The sequence below is a fragment of the Rhizobium sp. ARZ01 genome (genome assembly GCF_014851675.1).
In the GTDB taxonomy this organism is placed as follows: domain Bacteria; phylum Pseudomonadota; class Alphaproteobacteria; order Rhizobiales; family Rhizobiaceae; genus Mycoplana.
Genome location: NZ_JACVAE010000001.1, coordinates 252,679 through 269,946 on the forward strand (window position 1 = coordinate 252,679; position 17,268 = coordinate 269,946).

Annotated in this window: 18 protein-coding genes; 12 read left to right on the forward strand and 6 right to left on the reverse strand. The window is 62.6% G+C overall.

Annotated features, from left to right (window positions below; translation table 11 throughout):
* Nucleotides 1-9: 9 nt before the first annotated feature.
* The 4 genes from moaB to IB238_RS01150 all read right to left on the reverse strand — a co-directional run bounded on the left by moaB (nt 10) and on the right by IB238_RS01150 (nt 4,474).
* Nucleotides 10-552: a molybdenum cofactor biosynthesis protein B gene (gene moaB, locus IB238_RS01135; RefSeq protein ID WP_192242618.1), complete on the reverse strand. Its 543-nt coding sequence runs from the start codon at nt 550-552 to the stop codon at nt 10-12.
* A complete protein-coding gene (locus tag IB238_RS01140; protein ID WP_192242620.1) occupies nt 539-1,465 on the reverse strand; it encodes a 4-(cytidine 5'-diphospho)-2-C-methyl-D-erythritol kinase in 927 nt (308 codons plus the stop codon). The genes moaB and IB238_RS01140 overlap by 14 nt, the downstream gene beginning before the upstream one ends.
* A gap of 7 nt (nt 1,466-1,472) precedes the next feature.
* Nucleotides 1,473-3,314, reverse strand: a complete 1,842-nt coding sequence (locus tag IB238_RS01145; protein WP_192242623.1) for a tetratricopeptide repeat protein — start codon at nt 3,312-3,314, stop codon at nt 1,473-1,475.
* A 143-nt stretch (nt 3,315-3,457) separates the two neighbouring features.
* Nucleotides 3,458-4,474 (reverse strand): polyprenyl synthetase family protein, encoded by a 1,017-nt coding sequence (locus tag IB238_RS01150; protein WP_192242626.1) that lies wholly within the window; start codon nt 4,472-4,474, stop codon nt 3,458-3,460.
* Between the two features lie 103 nt (nt 4,475-4,577).
* Here IB238_RS01150 and IB238_RS01155 point away from each other — a divergent pair, with 103 nt between their 5' ends.
* From IB238_RS01155 to IB238_RS01185, 7 genes are all read left to right on the forward strand, one after another.
* A complete protein-coding gene (locus IB238_RS01155; RefSeq protein ID WP_192242630.1) occupies nt 4,578-4,799 on the forward strand; it encodes a DUF2007 domain-containing protein in 222 nt (73 codons plus the stop codon).
* The gene (locus IB238_RS01160; RefSeq protein ID WP_192242633.1) at nt 4,799-5,587 is read left to right on the forward strand and encodes a methyltransferase; all 789 of its coding nucleotides are present in this window, start codon (nt 4,799-4,801) and stop codon (nt 5,585-5,587) included. Before IB238_RS01155 ends, IB238_RS01160 begins: the two co-directional genes overlap by 1 nt.
* Nucleotides 5,588-5,752: 165 nt before the next feature.
* Entirely contained in the window at nt 5,753-6,625 is an 873-nt protein-coding gene (locus IB238_RS01165; protein WP_192242636.1) for a S49 family peptidase, read from the forward strand.
* Nucleotides 6,626-6,640: 15 nt separating this feature from the next.
* Nucleotides 6,641-6,832 carry a hypothetical protein gene (locus tag IB238_RS01170; RefSeq protein WP_192242639.1) on the forward strand — a complete coding sequence of 64 codons (192 nt, stop codon included), beginning with the start codon at nt 6,641-6,643 and terminating at the stop codon, nt 6,830-6,832.
* A 181-nt stretch (nt 6,833-7,013) separates the two neighbouring features.
* Nucleotides 7,014-8,081 (forward strand): NAD-dependent epimerase/dehydratase family protein, encoded by a 1,068-nt coding sequence (locus tag IB238_RS01175; protein ID WP_192242642.1) that lies wholly within the window; start codon nt 7,014-7,016, stop codon nt 8,079-8,081.
* A 99-nt stretch (nt 8,082-8,180) separates the two neighbouring features.
* Nucleotides 8,181-9,140: a glycine--tRNA ligase subunit alpha gene (locus tag IB238_RS01180; RefSeq protein ID WP_192242645.1), complete on the forward strand. Its 960-nt coding sequence runs from the start codon at nt 8,181-8,183 to the stop codon at nt 9,138-9,140.
* Between the two features lie 82 nt (nt 9,141-9,222).
* Nucleotides 9,223-10,281 (forward strand): type I restriction endonuclease, encoded by a 1,059-nt coding sequence (locus tag IB238_RS01185; protein WP_192242648.1) that lies wholly within the window; start codon nt 9,223-9,225, stop codon nt 10,279-10,281.
* A gap of 108 nt (nt 10,282-10,389) precedes the next feature.
* Here the strand turns inward: IB238_RS01185 and IB238_RS01190 are convergent, their stop codons facing one another.
* Complete coding sequence (locus IB238_RS01190; protein ID WP_192242651.1) at nt 10,390-10,596, reverse strand: hypothetical protein; 207 nt, start codon at nt 10,594-10,596, stop codon at nt 10,390-10,392.
* Nucleotides 10,597-10,854: 258 nt separating this feature from the next.
* On the opposite strand from IB238_RS01190, the gene IB238_RS01195 reads away from it, so the two are divergent.
* The 5 genes from IB238_RS01195 (at nt 10,855) to IB238_RS01215 (ending at nt 16,612) form a co-directional block, all read left to right on the forward strand.
* Nucleotides 10,855-11,403 (forward strand): LemA family protein, encoded by a 549-nt coding sequence (locus tag IB238_RS01195; protein WP_192242654.1) that lies wholly within the window; start codon nt 10,855-10,857, stop codon nt 11,401-11,403.
* A 14-nt stretch (nt 11,404-11,417) separates the two neighbouring features.
* Nucleotides 11,418-13,361: a DUF2207 domain-containing protein gene (locus tag IB238_RS01200; RefSeq protein WP_192242658.1), complete on the forward strand. Its 1,944-nt coding sequence runs from the start codon at nt 11,418-11,420 to the stop codon at nt 13,359-13,361.
* Between the two features lie 157 nt (nt 13,362-13,518).
* Nucleotides 13,519-13,974: an endonuclease domain-containing protein gene (locus tag IB238_RS01205; protein WP_192242661.1), complete on the forward strand. Its 456-nt coding sequence runs from the start codon at nt 13,519-13,521 to the stop codon at nt 13,972-13,974.
* Nucleotide 13,975: 1 nt separating this feature from the next.
* Nucleotides 13,976-16,090, forward strand: a complete 2,115-nt coding sequence (glyS, locus tag IB238_RS01210; protein ID WP_192242663.1) for a glycine--tRNA ligase subunit beta — start codon at nt 13,976-13,978, stop codon at nt 16,088-16,090.
* Nucleotides 16,091-16,105: 15 nt separating this feature from the next.
* A complete protein-coding gene (locus tag IB238_RS01215) occupies nt 16,106-16,612 on the forward strand; it encodes a DUF523 domain-containing protein (protein WP_192242666.1) in 507 nt (168 codons plus the stop codon).
* 109 nt (nt 16,613-16,721) lie between these two features.
* Here IB238_RS01215 and IB238_RS01220 read toward each other — a convergent pair whose 3' ends face one another.
* Nucleotides 16,722-17,198 (reverse strand): plant virulence effector HPE1-like domain-containing protein, encoded by a 477-nt coding sequence (locus IB238_RS01220; RefSeq protein WP_192242668.1) that lies wholly within the window; start codon nt 17,196-17,198, stop codon nt 16,722-16,724.
* Nucleotides 17,199-17,268 lie beyond the last annotated feature (70 nt).

A 17,268-nucleotide genomic window follows, 5' to 3' on the forward strand; every position in this document is an offset into this window, starting at 1 on the left:
GAAGGCCGCCTACTTCCGCTTCAGGTGTTCATCCAGCCGCGGCATGATCTCGACGAAATTGCAGGGCATGTGACGGTAGTCCAGCTGCGCCGCGAGGATGCCGTCCCAGGCGTCGCGGCAGGCGCCGGGCGAGCCGGGCAGCACGAAGATGAAGGTCGCGTTCGCCACGCCGCCCGTGGCGCGGGACTGGATGGTGGAGGTGCCGATCTTGTCGTAGGAGATCCGGTGGAACACCTCCGAAAAACCGTCCATCTTCTTTTCGAACAGCGGTTCGAGCGCTTCGGGTGTCACGTCGCGGCCGGTGAACCCGGTTCCGCCGGTGGTGATGATGACATCGATGCCGTCGTCCTTCGTCCACGCCTCGACCTGGGCACGGATGGCCGCCTTGTCGTCGGGTACGATCGCACGCGCCCCGAGCCGGTGGCCGGCCTTCTCCAGTCGCTCGACCAGTGTGTCGCCGGAGCGATCGTCCGCAAGCGTGCGCGTGTCCGACACGGTCAGCACGGCGATCGAGAGGGGAATGAAGGGTCTCGTCTCGTCAAGCCGTGCCATGGTGATCCCTTCCCTCATAGCTTTCGGTCGCGACAATGAACCAGTCCGGGCGCGACTTTTTCAGCGCTTCGGCTGCCCGCTGCGCCGCGTCGATGGTCTCGTAGAGGCCGAAGCAGGTGGCGCCTGAACCGGACATGCGCACCAGTTGGGCATCGGTACGGGCCAGTTCCGCTCTTGCCGCATCGATCTGCGGGCAAACAGTCCGCGCCGGATCCTCGAGATCGTTGCGCATCCCTTCTAACGCTGCAAGCCATCCTGACCTGCCGGTGACAGCCCCGCGCAAACCGAGCGACGGGTTATCCTTGGTAGCAAGGCGCCGGAAGATGTCCGGTGTCGAAACGCCGACGAGGGGATTGACGAGCACGATCGGGAAAGCGGGCAGCTCTTCGAGCTGGGTGATCTCTTCGCCGATACCGCGGGCGATCAATGGCCGCCCGGCAAGGCACATCGGCACGTCCGCGCCCAGTTGCAGTCCAAGATCGTTCAGTTCGTTTGCAGGGAGTGAGGCTTGCCAGTGCCGCAAGAGCCCGCGCAGAGTAGCGGCCGCGTCCGCCGAGCCGCCACCGATACCGGAGGCGACCGGCAGGTTCTTTTCCAGATGCAGGTGGGCGGGACCGGTCGAAACACCGTTGCGTCGCAGCGCGGCCCGGAGAAGATCGCGCGCCCTTAGCACGAGATTGTCCTCCGCCGCGCCGCTTGCATCGAGCTGCTGCGCAAAGCGGCCTGAGACGGTGAACTGGTCGACATCGCCAGATGCGATCCCGATGCGATCGCCGAACCGGGTGAAGGTCACGAGCATGTCGAGGAGGTGGTAGCCGTCGGCGCGTTGGCCGACGACATGCAATGCCAGATTGATCTTGGCGGGTGCCGATTCCGTCTGGACGAAGCCGGCTATGCCTTGGTCGGGAACCATTGCCGGATCAGGATTTCTTGTCAGTCTCCGTCACAGTCAGTGATGGGGTCTTGATCGGCTCTTTGCTGTCCGTCGCCTGGGCGGCGGCTGGAGGCGTATCGGTCAGTTGGGGCAGCCCGGCTTCGATCTTGGCCTTGATCTTGGGGATGTCGGCTTCCTCGGGTTTGAGACCAAGTGCGCGGTTCCACTGGAAGTTCGCCTCCAGCTTGCGGCCAACGCGCCAGTAGGCGTCACCGAGATGGTCGTTGATGGTCGCATCGCCCGCCCGCAACTCGGCGGCTCGCTCGAGCTCCGCCACCGCGTCGTCATACTGACCGAGGCGGAAGTAGGCCCAACCGAGCGAGTCAACGATGTAACCGTCGTCGGGCTTGATGCTGACCGCCTTGCGGATCATCTCCAGCCCTTCGTCCAGATTGATGTTCATATCCACCCAGGAATAGCCGAGATAGTTCAGCACCTGCGGCTGGTCCGGGTTCAATTCCAGCGCCTTGCGGAAGTTCGGCTCGGCGAGATCCCACTTCTTCTGGCGTTCATAGGCAATGCCGCGCTGGAAGAAGATCGTCCAGTGCGAGCGGTTTGGCACGCTGCCGATCTGCTCGACCGCGCGGTCATATACCTCGCCCATCTCCTTGTATTCCTTGGCATCCGAAAGGACGCTGCCATAGGCGAGGTAGCTGCGCATGTCCTTCGGGTCTGCGTCGATCAGCGCCTTGAGGTGCTTCTTTGCCTCATCCACCTTGCCAAGATCGGCAAGCTGCAACCCGAGTTGCAGCTCGGAGATGCGACGCATCGGCGAATCCTTGGGCACCTGGCGGTAGTACTCGATCGCCAGTTCAGGCTTTTTCTGGCTCTCCGCGATGCCGCCGAGCAGCACCAGCGTGTCGGCGCTGTCAGGGTCGAGCGCGCGTGCGATCTGCAGATAGAGCGAGACGATATCTTCCGCGCCTTCGCGGTTCAACGCGCCGCCGATCGAAAACAGCACGGCGGCAGCGCCCTGGGCTGCCGTACGGACCTGCTGATCCTGCTTCTCGCCGCTTTCAATTCCCTCGCGCAGCGCCTTCAGGGGCGCATAGTTCGAGATCAGGTTCTCACCCACGGAAACTGCGTCGAGCGCCTTCTGCTTGTTGCCGTCGCGGGCCTCGAGCCGGGCAAGCGTCATCACCGCGCGCATGAAGGTGTCGGGTGCCGCGCTGCCACCGTCGCGATCGAGGATGGCGTCGTTCAGCCGCTTGCGTGCCGTGGCCTTGTCGCCGGCTGCGGCGGCAATGGCACCTGCATGGTAGTTCTTGAAGATCCCGAACCAGTCCGGGCCCTTCATGTCCGAGATAGTGGCGAGCGCTTCCTTCGTCTTGCCGTCACCGAATTTCGCCCAGGCCAGCAGCAGGCCATTCATCATTCGGTCCAGATCGTTCGGACCGCTGTAGCGGAGAATTTTCTCGGCTGTGCGGTACTCCCGCTTGCGGATTGCGTCCATGCCGCGCACGACCGTTGTAATACGCTCGACGGCCGCGTCGCCCTTCAGTGCTTCGGCCAGCTTCACGCCCTCGTCGAACCTGCCATCCATCAGGAGCGTGATCATCAGCCGCTCTTTGACCTCGGTGTTCGTAGGGTCATATTGCAGGGCAATTTGATAGAGCGCGATCGCGTTCTTGAAGTCCTTGTCGACATCGGCGGTGCGGGCCGCCAGGAAAGCCCCGGAAAAGCTGTTGACGCTCTGTGGATCGAAGGGAGCTTCTTCGGTTGCGGCGGCTGGCGCATCTTGGGCCTGGGCGGCTGGAAGACCCGAAAAGGCAATGCCGGCCACGATGGCGGCGCCCGAGAGAAGCCTGATGATCAGGGAATGCCGCATGCAGATGCCTTTCACACTTGTGGGGTCGGCAGGTGCGGCCGCCGACCACGTCGCGATCTTGTCCAAATCACCTGGACACATGACTTGAGAGAATGGCTTTTTTGGCGCGGTGCGGCAAGAATTTCCTGCGAAACTGATCGCGATCAGCTCACGCGGGAGATGCAGAAATCGATCACTTCCAGAAGCGCGGATTTCCACGGGCTTTCCGGCAGCGGCGCCAGCGCGTCACGGGCAATCGTGCCGTAGTGCTGCGCGCGCGCGATCGTGTCCGACAGGCCACCGTAACGAGTAATCAGCCCGAGCGCGTGCTCCAGGTTGGCCTCATCGCTTTCGCCGCCCTCGATCGCCTTGCGCCAGAAGGCGCGATCCTCGGCCGTTCCGCGCCGCCAGGCGAGGATAACGGGGAGGGTAATCTTGCCCTCACGGAAGTCGTCGCCGACGTTCTTGCCGAGATCGGCGGCCTTGCCGCCATAGTCGAGCGCATCGTCGACCAGCTGGAAGGCAAGTCCGAGGTTCATGCCGTAGGACTTCAGCGCATTGCGTTCGGCCCGGCCAGTGTTGGCGACGATCGGGCCAACTTCGGCTGCTGCGGCAAAGAGCGCTGCCGTCTTGGCGCGGATGACTTCGAGATAGTCGTCCTCTGTCGTCTCCATGTTCTTGGCGACGGAGAGCTGCAGCACTTCGCCTTCAGCAATCACCGTGGCGGCGGAGGAGAGCACGTCGAGCGCATCTAGCGAACCGACCTCGACCATCATCTTGAACGCCTGGCCGAGCAGGAAATCGCCGACGAGTACGCTTGCCTGGTTGCCCCAGATCATCCGGGCTGTCGATTTTCCGCGGCGGAGATTGCTTTCGTCGACCACGTCATCGTGCAGGAGCGTCGCCGTGTGCATGAACTCGACGCTGGTCGCGAGCTTGATGTGATGATCGCCCTCGTAGCCGAACATCGAGGCGGACGCGAGCGTCAGCATGGGCCGCAGGCGCTTTCCGCCCGAGGAAATCAGGTGATTGGCAACTTCCGGAATCATCTGGACGTCGGAGCCGGCCTTCGACAGGATCAGCTGGTTAACGCGCTCCATGTCGGCTTTCGTCAGGTCCACCAACGGTTTCACCGACGCCAGTTTGTTTTTGCCCTCGTCAAGCGGTATCACGACGCCCAAATGCCCGGACTCCTGTTCAATTCTGTCGCGGGACAATAGAAAGGGGGGGCTGTCGGAGCAAGAGGCGAAATGTCTCGCTTTCGCAAATATAACTGGAAAACGAATGATCGAACTGATCCGGACCAACGACGCAGTCCTGCTCTCCTTCGCTGAAAGCCTGATGAAGGATGCGGGCATCCATTGTCTCATCGCAGATCAGGGGATGAGCATCCTCGAAGGCTCGCTCGGCATGTTGCCGCGTCGGCTGCTGGTGGATGCGGAGCGCGAGGACGAGGCAAGGCGCATTCTTCGGGATGCCGGACTGGGTGCGGAGCTGCGACCCTGATGCCGGTGACTGACACGATCGACGCCTTTCATCGCGGTCGCTTCCACCTCGTGCAGCCGAAGGGCGGAGGGCACCGCGCCGGCATGGATGCCATGCTGCTTGCCTCGCTCGTCACGGGCGACGGACCGATGCATGTCGCCGATCTCGGCGCGGGAGCGGGGGCGGCGGGCCTCGCGGTCGCGTCCCGGATCGAGAGCGCGCATCTCCTGCTGGTGGAACGCTCGCCGGTGATGGCCCAATATGCGCGAATGAGCCTTGCGCTTCCGGAAAACGAACGTCTTGCCGGCCGGATCGAGATCATCGAGGCGGACGTGACGCTCACGGGCCGCTCGCGACTTGCCACGGGGCTTGAGGACGAGATCCAGGATCACGTGATCATGAATCCGCCCTTCAATGACGCCAGCGACCGGCGTACGCCCGACGCGCTCAAGGCCGAGGCGCATGCAATGGACGACGGGCTGTTCGAGCAATGGATCCGTACTGCTGGCGCGATCATGAAGCCCGGCGGGCAGCTCTCACTCATCGCCCGGCCGGAATCGATCGCGGAGATCATCGACGCCTGCGGCAAGCGGTTCGGCGGCATCGAGATCACCCCCCTGCACCCGCGCCCCGGAGAAAGTGCCGTGCGTATTCTCATCACTGCGATCAAGGGCTCGCGGGCGCGCCTGACGATGCGCGCGCCGCTCATCATGCACGAGGACGACAGCCACCGCTTTTCTGCCGCCGTGGACGATCTGAACAACGGGCGCACGTCCTATCCAAGGCTTGCAAGCAGAAGACGCTCCTGACTCAACGGAATGTGCTGACGCTGCGTAAGTGGCTGACTCTGCGGCAAGTGGGTTTCTCAAGGTGAAGCGCCTGCTACCCGCCCAATTTTACCCGGAAACCATTGCGTTTTTCCGCCATGTGCATACATCTGGCGCTAGAGTGCGCATTGGAGACTCGATAGCGACATGGCCGGATTTTTCAGGAAGTTGATGCCGAAACGATTCCGCAAGGAGGGCGTCACCATTCCGGTCGTGCGGCTGCATGGCGCAATCATGGCGGGCGGCGGGCAGTTTCGTCCGGCGCTCAACCTTGCCACTGTGGCCCCCGTCCTCGACAAGGCGTTTGCCGTTAAGGACGCGCCAGCCGTCGCCATCGCCATCAACTCGCCCGGCGGTTCGCCGGTGCAGTCGCGGCTGATCTTCCAGCGCATTCGTGATCTTGCCAGCGAGAAGAACAAGCGCGTCCTCATCTTCGTCGAGGATGTCGCAGCCTCCGGCGGCTACATGATTGCCCTCGCGGGCGACGAGATTTTCGCGGATCCGACCTCAATCGTTGGTTCGATCGGCGTGGTTTCCGGCGGCTTCGGCTTTCCGGAACTCCTGCGCAAGATCGGCGTCGAGCGGCGTGTCTATACCGCCGGCGAAAACAAGGTCATCCTCGATCCGTTCAAGCCGGAGCGGGAATCCGACATCGAGTATCTCAAGTCGCTGCAAGTCGAGATCCACGACGTTTTCATCAATATGGTCAAGGAGCGGCGCGGCCCGCGTCTGTCCAGCGATCCTGACATTTTTACCGGCCTGTTCTGGACTGGTCAGCGTGGCCTGGCCCTGGGGCTCATCGACGGCCTCGCCGACATGCGCGGCGAGATTCGCCGCCGCTATGGTTCGAATGCAAGGCTGCAGCTGATTTCGCCTTCACGTGGCCTTTTCGGCCGCAAGATACCGGGCGTCGGCGCGGGTCTTTTCGCCGCTGCCGCAGAGCAGGCCGGAGCGGCCGGGATCGGCGCGCTTGCCGAGATCGCGGAAGAGAAGGCGCTGTGGTCGCGCTACGGCCGATAGGGCCTTGGAGGAGAAATGCCGCAACTCATTTTCCTGCTGATCGTCGTCGCGGTCGCCTGGCTGGGTTACCGCAAGTTTGTCGCCGATGCCGAGCGGCTTTCGCGCAAGCGCCGCGCCGCGGAGAAGGAACACGAAACCGGTGCGATCGGCACGCTGGTGAAGGATCCCGAGACCGGCGAATACCGCCTTCGCCGGGACGACGAGTAGCTTGCCGTTGTGCCGTTTCGGGACTCTGGCGCTGCCTTCCGTGTCGAACCGGGTCATTAACCAGGTCGCGTAAGGTTAACGCCGCATAAAGATCTGCCGATCCGCCCGCCCGCATTGCACTACCCGGCCAAAACTCCGAAATCTGCCATTCCAGATTGCAAAACATGGGAAGGCAGACATCATGGCTTCGCTCGACCTCGCCAGCATCCGCACCATCGTCGTCACGGGTGGCGCCGGCTTCATCGGCTCGCATGTGGTCGACGATCTGCTCGATGCCTGCCCGGCAGCACAGATCCGCGTCATCGATGCCTTCACCTATGCCGCCAACATGGCGAACTTGGACAGCGCCATGCGCACCGGTCGCGTGACGCTGCGTCAGGGCGATATCGGCAATCTCGAGCTCGTGACCGACGCATTGCGCGGCGCCGATCTGGTCGTGAACGCCGCGGGCGAAAGCCATGTCGACCGTTCCTTTTTATCGCCCGAGCGCTTCAGCGTCTCCAATGCCATCGGCACGCAGGTGCTGGCCGAAGCGATGGCCCGGCGTCGCGTGCCGCAGATGATCCACGTGAGCACGGCCGAGGTCTATGGTCCATCGAGCACTCCGCTCGCCGAAACGGCACCGATGCAGCCGGACAATCCTCTCGGTGCCTCGAAAGCTGCGGCCGAGATGCTGCTTTCCGGTCTTCGGGTGGTCTACGATCTCGACATACGCGTGCTGCGTCCCGTCAACATCGTCGGCACCCGACAGAACACCGAGAAATTGCTGCCGCGCTTCCTCGAGCTTGCCGCCGTCGGCAAGCCGCTGTCTGTTCATGGCGACGGCAATCAGCGCCGCTCTTTCCTGGCGATCTCGGATTTTTGCGCAGGCCTGCGCACCGTCATCAGCCGCGGCGAGCGGAACGGCGTCTACAACATCTCAGGACCGGAGACCTATTCGGTCCTCGAGGTCGCACGCATGGTGCTCGATGCGGTGCCGGATCCCGTCGCCGGCGTCGCCTTCAACAACGGTCGCCCCGGCAATCAGGACCGTCCCCAAGTTTCGACGCGGGCGCTCGCCGCTCTCGGCTGGCAGGCGGAGGCTTCGCTGCGAAGTGAAGTGAAATTGCTCGCCGGGTGGTACCGGTCGCGGCTGTCGCCTCTCTCGCGCACCGTCTTTCGCAATGTCCCGGACCTTGCACCGGGCAAGTCGGCGGTCACGACGCAGCCGGCAGGTTCCGGTCTCTTCCGGTCGCTCGAACGGCATTGACGGCGCTGTGTGGGTGCGAAAGGGGCCACCGAACCCTTGACCGTGCCTGCATGTCGTGGCACCTGTCCGCGCATCCAAAGACCCATCCGGACAAGACCGATGACCGCTGCCGCCCTGCCTGACCACATGCACCCGACGCGCTCCTTCCAGGGGCTGATCCTGACGCTCCACAACTACTGGGCGGACAAGGGTTGCGCGGTGCTGCAGCCCTACGACATGGAAGTCGGCGCGGGTACGTTCCATCCGGCAACGACACTGCGTGCCCTTGGCCCCCGTCCGTGGAAAGCAGCCTACGTTCAGCCGTCCCGCCGTCCCTCCGACGGCCGCTATGGCGAGAACCCCAACCGCCTGCAGCACTACTATCAGTATCAGGTTCTTCTGAAGCCGAACCCGTCGAACCTGCAGGAGCTTTATCTCGGCTCGCTCGCCGCGATCGGCCTTGATCCGCTGCTGCATGACGTGCGTTTCGTCGAGGACGACTGGGAAAGCCCGACGCTCGGTGCCTGGGGTCTCGGCTGGGAATGCTGGTGCGACGGTATGGAAGTGTCGCAGTTCACCTATTTCCAGCAGGTCTGCGGCATCGAATGCTCCCCCGTCTCCGGGGAACTGACCTATGGCCTGGAACGCCTCGCCATGTACGTGCAGGGCGTCGACAACGTCTACGACCTCAACTTCAACGGTCGCGAGGGCGAGGACAAGATCACCTATGGCGACGTCTTCCTCCAGGCCGAGCAGGAATATTCCCGCCACAATTTCGAATTCGCCGATACGGCGATGTTGCATCGTCATTTCGTCGATGCGGAGAAGGAGTGCCTGGCGCTGCTCGCCGCCGGCGCGCCCGGCGACGCGGCCAACGGTTACCACAAGTGCGTGCTGCCGGCCTACGACCAGTGCATCAAGGCTTCCCACGTCTTCAACCTGCTCGACGCCCGTGGCGTCATCTCGGTCACCGAGCGGCAGAGCTACATCCTGAGGGTCCGCACGCTGGCAAAGGCCTGCGGCGAAGCCTTCCTGCTGACCGATGCCGGCGGCGTGAACTGGGTGGGCAAGGCTGCGTAGTAGACACTGTAGTCTTGTTGGTCTGCAACTTGACGATGGCGTCGACGTAGGTAACTCTGCCCGGATAACGGGTGGGGGAATCATGAGCACAATTGAAGAGAGCCTGCGCGCGATATCTGAGCGCGTGAAGTCGCATTCCAGCACAATGGCCACGGAAGAGGCGGTGAAAACTGCCGTTGTTCTGCCATTCCTGCGGTCATTGGGGTACGACGTTTTCGATCCGTCCGAGGTCATACCCGAATTCACGGCTGATGCCGTAGGAAAGAAGGGCGAAAAGGTCGACTACGCAATAAAGATCGATGGCGATATCCGGATACTGATAGAGTGCAAGCCAATATCCGTCGCGTTAGATAAGAAACACCTTGATCAACTTTATCGCTATTTCAGTGTCACAAATGCAAAGTTTGCCATTCTAACGAATGGGCGCACCTTCAATTTCTACACTGATCTGGAGGCTCCAAACAAACTCGATGTTCGGCCATTCTTTGTCTTTGACGTAACCGACTTTAATGCCGGCATAGTCAACGAACTGCGAAAGTTCGAGAAATCTTCTTTCGATGTATCGGCGATTTTGGCTACGGCGGAACGGCTGAAGTACACGTCGGGCGTCAAGCAGGTGATCTCCAAGCTGATAGAAGATCCCTCCGAGGAGTTTGTGCGAATGGTAGCGGGTGAGGTCTACGAGGGGCGGATGACCGCGACGGCCCGAGAAATGTTGACGGGTGTTGTTCGAGCGGCCTTCAGAGAAGTGATTATGGACACTGTTAAAAGCCGCCTGTCGAGCGCACTTGCGGACACGCAGGAAGTAATCGAGAAAATTGATGATCCAATCGCGGACGAGCCGGAGATTGTGACGACAGATGAGGAGCGCGAAGGATACATGATCGTGAAGGCGATCGTGCGCGACACGATCAGTCCGCAGAGAATCATAATGCGTGATCAAAAATCCTACTGCGGAATACTCATTGATAACAATAATCGAAAGCCGCTGTCGCGGCTCTGGTTCAATCGCTCGGTGAAATACATAGGTCTTTTCGACGGTGAGAACGAGGAGAGGATCATTATCGACTCACTCGATCAAATCTACGAACACTCCGATCGCTTGAGAGCTACCGCGGCGAAGTACGCCAGCGGAGTTTAGACGAAGCCTTCCTGCTGACCGATGCCGGCGGCGTCAACTGGCTCGGCAAGGCGGCGTAGTAGACGGTCGACCGTTCTGGCATCGAACGGGTGGGATTCATTGCTGATCTCATCCGTTCACCCCTTTTTCGCTCACCATCACGCCCATTTCGCGCAACCGATCGAGCACCGGAAACGCGATGGTCTGCGACTGGCAGCCATAGGTCTGTAGCGCCCGGCGCACACCGGCCGGACGTTCATCAGGGACGCCCGCCGTATAGGCGATGAAGAGGGCGGTGAAGCCGAGGATGTTGAGGGTGGTTGCGAGCGCTTTCATCGCCGTTGGCCTTGCAGGTTGATGCTGCTTGATGGCCCGATTGTCGCGCCGACCGCACATTCCAGCGGTTCCCTGGGGAACACGTCGATATCGTTCTGCCGGTCACATTGAGCGGACGGATTGAAACGTTTCTGCAAAGCCGCGGCTTCCGCTCGCGGAATGATTTCCTGTTGCAACTGTGGAGCGAAACCGGGCGAGGGGCTTCCCTATGCCCTCGTGAATGCTACTGTCGCGGCGCTCGACTAACGGAGGACACCCATGATCGGCTTGGCAATCGCAGCGGTGGTCGCGCTTTACGCGATCCTTCTCTACAACGGCCTGGTGAGGGCCCGGCAGGTCAAGGAAGAGGCCTGGTCCGGCATCGACGTGCAGTTGAAGCGCCGCGCCGATCTCATCCCGAACCTGATCGAGACGGTGAAGGGCTATGCCAAGCACGAGCGGGAAACGCTGGAAGAGGTGGTGGAACTGCGCAACAAGGCGCAGGCGGTGCCGGCGGGCGACGTTGCCGGGCGCGCCGTCGCCGAAGGCATGCTCGGCCAGGCGCTCGGCAAGCTGATGGCGCTCGCCGAGGCCTATCCCGACCTCAAGGCGAACCAGAACTTCAGCGAATTGCAGCAGTCCCTCGAAACCATCGAAGACGAGATCCAGATGTCGCGCCGCTACTACAACGGTGCCGCGCGTGATCTGAACGTCAAGGTCGAGAGCTTCCCCTCAAACCTGCTCGCGACGGCCTTCTCCTTCGTCAAGGCGCCGTTTTTCGAGATCGAGAACGCGGCCGACCGTGCGGTCCCCACAGTGAAGTTCTGAGAGCCGGAGCAGTCATGTCGCGGATCGCAGCCTCTTTCCTATTTCTGATCGCCCTTCTTGCGGCCGGTGTCGGTCAGGCGGCGGAGTTCATATCCTCCTTCCACGCCGATATCGACGTGGCCAAGGACGGGGAGCTGACCGTCACCGAGACGATCGAGGTCAATGCCGAGGGTGATCTCATCCGTCGCGGCATCTATCGCGACTTTCCGCTTACTATCATCGATGACGAGGGTCGGCAGCGGCAGGTCGGCTTCGAGATCCTGGAGGTGCTGCGGGACGGCGACACCGAGCCGTATCACACCGAGCAGGAGAGCGGCGCAATCCGCATCTATTTCGGCTCCTCCGACGAACTGCTCGATCCGGGGCCGCACACCTATGAACTGACCTACCGGACGGACCGCCAGATCCGCTATTTCGAAACGTATGACGAACTGTTCTGGAACGTCACGGGGACGGAATGGGCGTTTCCGATCCGGCTGGCCTCTGCCACGGTGATGCTTCCGGAAGGCATCGAACCGCAGGAGCTGACTTATTTCACCGGCGCCTATGGCGATACCGGCAAGAACGCCCGGGCCAGTTCGGCGGGCAATCAGGCCGAATTCATCACGACCCGTGGGCTCGGCGCGCATGAAGGGCTGACGATCGGCGTAAAGCTTCCCGCCGGGAGCATCGACAGGCCAAGCGCCGCCCAGGAGCGGTGGTGGTTTCTCAAGGACAATGCCGGATCACTGATCGGCATCGGCGGGCTTTTGCTGGTCGCGCTCTATTATCTGCGCGCCTGGATCGTCGCAGGGCGGGATCCCGCCGGCGGCGTCATCGTCCCGCAGTGGCATCCACCTGATGGTGCTTCGCCGGCGCTCGTGAACTACATAGACAACAAGGGTTTCGGCGGTGAGGGCTGGACGGCGCTTTCAGCAGGTCTGCTGAACCTCGCGGTGAAAGGGCTCGTCACGCTCGACGACCTGAAGCAATCGATCGTGGTGACCCGCACGGCTAAGCCGGTGGATGGCAAGCTTCCGATCGGCGAGGGCGTCCTGCTGAAATCGGTGAGCGGCGAAGGCGACCGCCTCGTCATCGACAAGGCCAACGGTTCCCGCGTCCAGACGCTCGGGGCCCGGTTCCGCCAGTCGATGGAGGCGGAGCACCGCGACAAGTACTACCACGCCAATTGGGGCTATATCGTCGGTGGCGTCGTGCTGTCCGCGCTCTGTCTGCTGGCGCTCCTCTTCTTCGGCAATCTGTCCGAGGATGGGATCGTGCTGGTCGTCGTCCCGGCCGCTGCGGCTTTTTTCCTTTCCGTCTTTTCCGTGTCCTTCGGCAAGTCGCTGGGCGGCGCCAGAAGCCTCGGCCAGCGCATCATGTCGGTCGTGATCGTCGCCTTCTTCGGTTTCGTGTTCCTGAGCATCTTCGGCGCGGTTCTGGCCGGGCTCGTCGCAAGCGGCATCGAAAGCGGGAACCTCCCGATCCTCGCCGCGGTCGGCGGCATCATCCTGCTCAACCTGCTTTTCTACTTCCTGATGGGGGCGCCGACGCCGATCGGCCGGAAGATGATGGATGGGATCGACGGGCTTCGCCAGTATCTGACGCTTGCCGAAAAGGAGCGGATGAACATGGCGGGCGCACCGGAAATGTCGCCGCGCCACTATGAGACGCTGTTGCCCTATGCGGTCGCACTCGGCGTCGAAAAGCCCTGGTCCGACACCTTCCAACTCTGGCTGGCGACAGCTGCGGCCGGGGCGGCGGCTACCACCTACCATCCGAGCTGGTACAGCGGCGACGGCTTCAGCTCCGGCAATTTCGCTGATCGCATGGGCGGCTTTGCCGGTTCCATGGCCGACACGATCACGTCCTCTCTTCCTCCCCCGCCGAAGAGCTCGTCCTCAGGCTTCTCCGGCAGTTCCGGCGGCGGCGGCTTCTCCGGAGGCGGCGGTGGCGGCGGCGGCGGGGGAGGCTGGTAGTCTCCACCTCCCCCTTGAGGGGGGAGGTCGCCGCGAAGCGGCGGGTGGGGGTGATCCATGGCTGGTGTTGGGAGCCACCCCACCCCGGCCCTTCGTGCCGACCCTCCCCCTCAAGGGGAGGGTGTCAACGCTCGGTATCGGCGTCTTGGAGTTCGCGATGAAAGGGAAGGCATCAAAGCTCAATCGCTTCAAAGTCTCCAATAGTCGTCGCTTGCGGGCGAATGTGACCGATGCGGAAACCAAGCTTTGGAGCCATCTTTGGAGGATCCCGCTCGAAGGCGCCCATTTCCGCAGACAGGTGCCGATCGGTCCGTACTTTGCTGACTTCGCCTGCCACCAGATCGGTCTCGTGATCGAACTCGACGGCAGTCAACATGCGACCGACGACGGTGTCGTGCGCGATGGGCTGCGGACTGCGTTCCTTGAAGCCCAAGGCTATCAGGTGCTGCGCTTCTGGAACGCCGACGTTCTCAATGACATCGACGGGGTTCTCGACACCATTTTTGCGGTTGTGCAGCAGCGACAAATTTTGTTAGCAGAGGCCATCGAAAATCATCCCATACCGGCACCTGGTGCCGACCCTCCCGATGAAGGGAAGGGCGAGGAAAGCTGACATGCCCGATCTTCTGCTAGAACTCCGTTCCGAGGAAATTCCCGCCCGCATGCAGCGCAAGGCGGCTGGCGACCTGAAGAAGCTCGTCACCGACGCGCTGGTGGATGCCGGCCTCACCTACGAGGGCGCTCGGGAATATTGGACGCCGCGCCGGCTGACGCTCGACATTCGCGGCCTCAACGCGCGCTCGAGCGACGTGCGCGAGGATATCAAGGGGCCGGCAACATCGGCTCCCGAGCAGGCGATCCAGGGCTTTCTGCGCAAGGCAGGTCTGGCCTCGATCTCCGAGGCGCATGTCCATAGCGATCCGAAGAAGGGCGATTTCTACGTCGCTCATATCGTCAAGCAGGGCCGGCCGGCAGACGAGATCATTGCCGAGGTGATGCCGGGCATCATCACTAATTTCCCCTGGCCGAAGCCGATGCGCTCCGGCGTAGCCTCCGCCAGGCCCGGTGCGCTGCGCTGGGTGCGCCCGCTGCAGTCGATCGTCTGCGTGTTCGGTTCGGAAACCGAGGAAACCCGGGTCATTCCGTTCGAGGTCGACGGCATCGTCGCTTCCAACGTCACCTACGGCCATCGCTTCCACGCGCCGGAAGCCTTCACCGTGCGCCGCTTCGCCGACTACGTGGCGGGCCTGGAAAAGGCCAAGGTCATTCTCGATGCCGAGCGCCGCAAGCAGATCATCGCCACGGACGCCGCCAACATCGCCTTTGCCAACGGCCTTGAACTGGTCGAGGACGAAGGGCTGCTTGAGGAGGTCTCCGGCCTCGTCGAATGGCCGCAAGTGCTGATGGGCACCTTCGAGGAGGAATTCCTGGCGATCCCGGCGGAAATCATCCGCCTGACGATCAAGACGAACCAGAAGTGCTTCGTCACCCGTCCGGCGGGCGGCGAGGGGCTGTCCAACCATTTCATTCTCGTCGCCAACATCGAGGCGAAGGACGGCGGCAAGGAGATCGTCCACGGCAACGGCAAGGTCGTGCGCGCTCGCCTGTCCGACGCCCGCCACTTCTGGACCCGCGACCAGCAGGACCTGCCGGACCTCGATACGCTCGTCGCCTCGGCGGAAAAATTCGGCCTCGACCTGAAGAAGCCGCTCGACCAGCGCATGGCCAAGCTCGATGCGCTGAACGTGACCTTCCACGCCAAGCTCGGCACGCAGGGTGAGCGCGTCCAGCGCATCCGTGCATTGGCTGCGGAGCTTGCCAAGGTCACCGGCGCTGATTCGAAGCTCGTCGATCGCGCCGTGGTGCTCGCCAAGGCGGACCTGCGCACCGAGGCCGTCGGCGAGTTCCCGGAACTCCAGGGCATCATGGGCCACAAGTATGCGCTCCTGCAGGGCGAGCCCCAGGCCGTCGCCGATGCGATCGAGGATCACTACAAGCCGCAAGGCCCCTCCGACCGCGTGCCCTCCGATCCGGTCGCCATCACGGTCGCACTGGCCGACAAGCTGGATACGCTGATCGGCTTCTGGGCCATCGACGAAAAGCCGACGGGTTCGAAGGATCCTTATGCGCTGCGAAGGGCGGCACTTGGCGTCATCCGCATCCTGCTGGAGAAGGGTGTTCGCCTGCCACTACTGTCGGTCGTCAAGGATGCCGATCTCCTCTCCTTCTTCCACGACCGCCTGAAGGTCTACCTGCGCGATCTCGGCGCCCGCTATGACCTGATCGACGCGGTGCTGACGCCGGATGCCGACGATCTCCTGATGGTCGCCCGCCGCGTCGAGGCGCTGACGGCCTTCATCAGTTCCGAGGACGGCAAGAACCTTCTCGCCGGCACCAAGCGCGCCACGCAGCTTCTGGCTGCCGAGGAGAAGAAGGGCACGGTGGTCGCCGACGGCGTCTCCTCCGACCTCTTCAAGATTGCGGCGGAGAAGGACCTGCACGATGCGATCGTGGTTGCCACGGGCGAGGCTGCCGGCGCCGTTGCCAAGGAGGACTTCCAGTCTGCCATGACGGCGCTGTCGAAGCTGCGAGCACCCGTCGACACGTTCTTCGAAGACGTGCTCGTCAACGACGAGGACGCGGCGATCCGGGCAAACCGCCTGGCGCTGCTGGCCGCGATCCGTTCGGCAACCGGCACGGTTGCGGATTTCTCCAAGATCGCGGGCTGACAAGGACAGGCGCTGATGGCCGGCAAGATCCTCATCAGCGCCTGCCTCATGGGCCTGCCGGTTCGATACGACGGCTCGGCCAAGCCGCTCCTGCACGAGGCGGTGTCGCGCTGGCGGGAGGAGGGGCGGCTCGTCACCTTCTGTCCCGAGCTTGCCGGCGGTTTCTCCATTCCGCGCCCCGCCGCCGAGATCGAGCGTGCGATGGATGGCGGCGATGTTCTTGATGGCTCTGCCCGGGTGATCGAGGCGAGCGGCCGGGACGTGTCCGACGGTTTCGTCGAAGGCGCGCGCCACGCGCTTGAGATTGCCCGGGAGAACGGCTGCCGGCACGCGCTGCTGATCGACGGCAGTCCGTCCTGCGGTTCTGGCTTTGTCTATGACGGTAGTTTTTCGGGCAAGCGTCAGGCAGGCGAGGGCGTGACCTCGGCCTATCTCAGGCGCCACAGCATTTCGGTGTTCGCGCACACCGAAGTCGAACGTCTCGTCGCAGAGCTTGCCGCTGAAGACGCCATTCCCTCATAAAAAACTTGCGCCCCCGCTTCTCTTCAGGGGCGCAAGATATCCGCCGCTTCGGGCGGATACCCTATCAGCCTGGAGGGCCGATGGGGCAGGGAACCGCTCTATTATGGGGTCAATTGACCCGGAGTTCAAATGTTGACGGATCAAGCTCTCGTGAGCCGGGCTCATGGCCGTCAGCTGCAGCGGCCACGGCGTGGCCGGAAGCATTGGCGTTAAGGGCGCCGGTCGTGGCTTCCGGATCGACGGTATGGACAGCTGTCGCGGCCACATCGTCCTTGGCCGCATCGTCCGCCTCTTCCGGTGCCTTGCTGACGAAGACGACCGGCGAGCCGCCCAGCCAGGACTCGCTGCGGAAGATCATTTTTTCCCCGTCGACTTCGCGGATCTCGACCTTTTGCGTGCCGGGCTCGACTTCAGGCACGAAGTAGGTCTTGCTCTGCTTCTTTTCCTTCAGCGCAGGGCAATCGGTGCAGGAAATCGTCGCGATGCTGCCCTGGCCCTTGTCGCTTGAGGCAATCGGTTCGATCGACGAGGCAAGGGCAGGGGCGCCAAGAAGCGCAAATGCAACGGTCGGCAAAAGGCTACGCATCAGTGGTTCTCCCGTAAGGTCGACGGAAAGACTATGCGTTTTCCGTTACGTTCCGGTCAGGAGAATTGGT

Coding starts and splice junctions, on each gene's coding strand:
- IB238_RS01220 (WP_192242668.1), bottom strand. CDS start 17,198: ATGCGTAGCCTTTTGCCGACCGTTGCATTTGCGCTTCTTGGCGCCCCT.
- IB238_RS01165 (WP_192242636.1), top strand. CDS start 5,753: ATGGCCGGATTTTTCAGGAAGTTGATGCCGAAACGATTCCGCAAGGAG.
- IB238_RS01205 (WP_192242661.1), top strand. CDS start 13,519: ATGAAAGGGAAGGCATCAAAGCTCAATCGCTTCAAAGTCTCCAATAGT.
- IB238_RS01140 (WP_192242620.1), bottom strand. CDS start 1,465: ATGGTTCCCGACCAAGGCATAGCCGGCTTCGTCCAGACGGAATCGGCA.
- IB238_RS01175 (WP_192242642.1), top strand. CDS start 7,014: ATGGCTTCGCTCGACCTCGCCAGCATCCGCACCATCGTCGTCACGGGT.
- IB238_RS01215 (WP_192242666.1), top strand. CDS start 16,106: ATGGCCGGCAAGATCCTCATCAGCGCCTGCCTCATGGGCCTGCCGGTT.
- IB238_RS01145 (WP_192242623.1), bottom strand. CDS start 3,314: ATGCGGCATTCCCTGATCATCAGGCTTCTCTCGGGCGCCGCCATCGTG.
- IB238_RS01200 (WP_192242658.1), top strand. CDS start 11,418: ATGTCGCGGATCGCAGCCTCTTTCCTATTTCTGATCGCCCTTCTTGCG.
- glyS (WP_192242663.1), top strand. CDS start 13,976: ATGCCCGATCTTCTGCTAGAACTCCGTTCCGAGGAAATTCCCGCCCGC.
- IB238_RS01170 (WP_192242639.1), top strand. CDS start 6,641: ATGCCGCAACTCATTTTCCTGCTGATCGTCGTCGCGGTCGCCTGGCTG.
- IB238_RS01195 (WP_192242654.1), top strand. CDS start 10,855: ATGATCGGCTTGGCAATCGCAGCGGTGGTCGCGCTTTACGCGATCCTT.
- moaB (WP_192242618.1), bottom strand. CDS start 552: ATGGCACGGCTTGACGAGACGAGACCCTTCATTCCCCTCTCGATCGCC.
- IB238_RS01155 (WP_192242630.1), top strand. CDS start 4,578: ATGATCGAACTGATCCGGACCAACGACGCAGTCCTGCTCTCCTTCGCT.
- IB238_RS01185 (WP_192242648.1), top strand. CDS start 9,223: ATGAGCACAATTGAAGAGAGCCTGCGCGCGATATCTGAGCGCGTGAAG.
- IB238_RS01160 (WP_192242633.1), top strand. CDS start 4,799: ATGCCGGTGACTGACACGATCGACGCCTTTCATCGCGGTCGCTTCCAC.
- IB238_RS01190 (WP_192242651.1), bottom strand. CDS start 10,596: ATGAAAGCGCTCGCAACCACCCTCAACATCCTCGGCTTCACCGCCCTC.
- IB238_RS01180 (WP_192242645.1), top strand. CDS start 8,181: ATGACCGCTGCCGCCCTGCCTGACCACATGCACCCGACGCGCTCCTTC.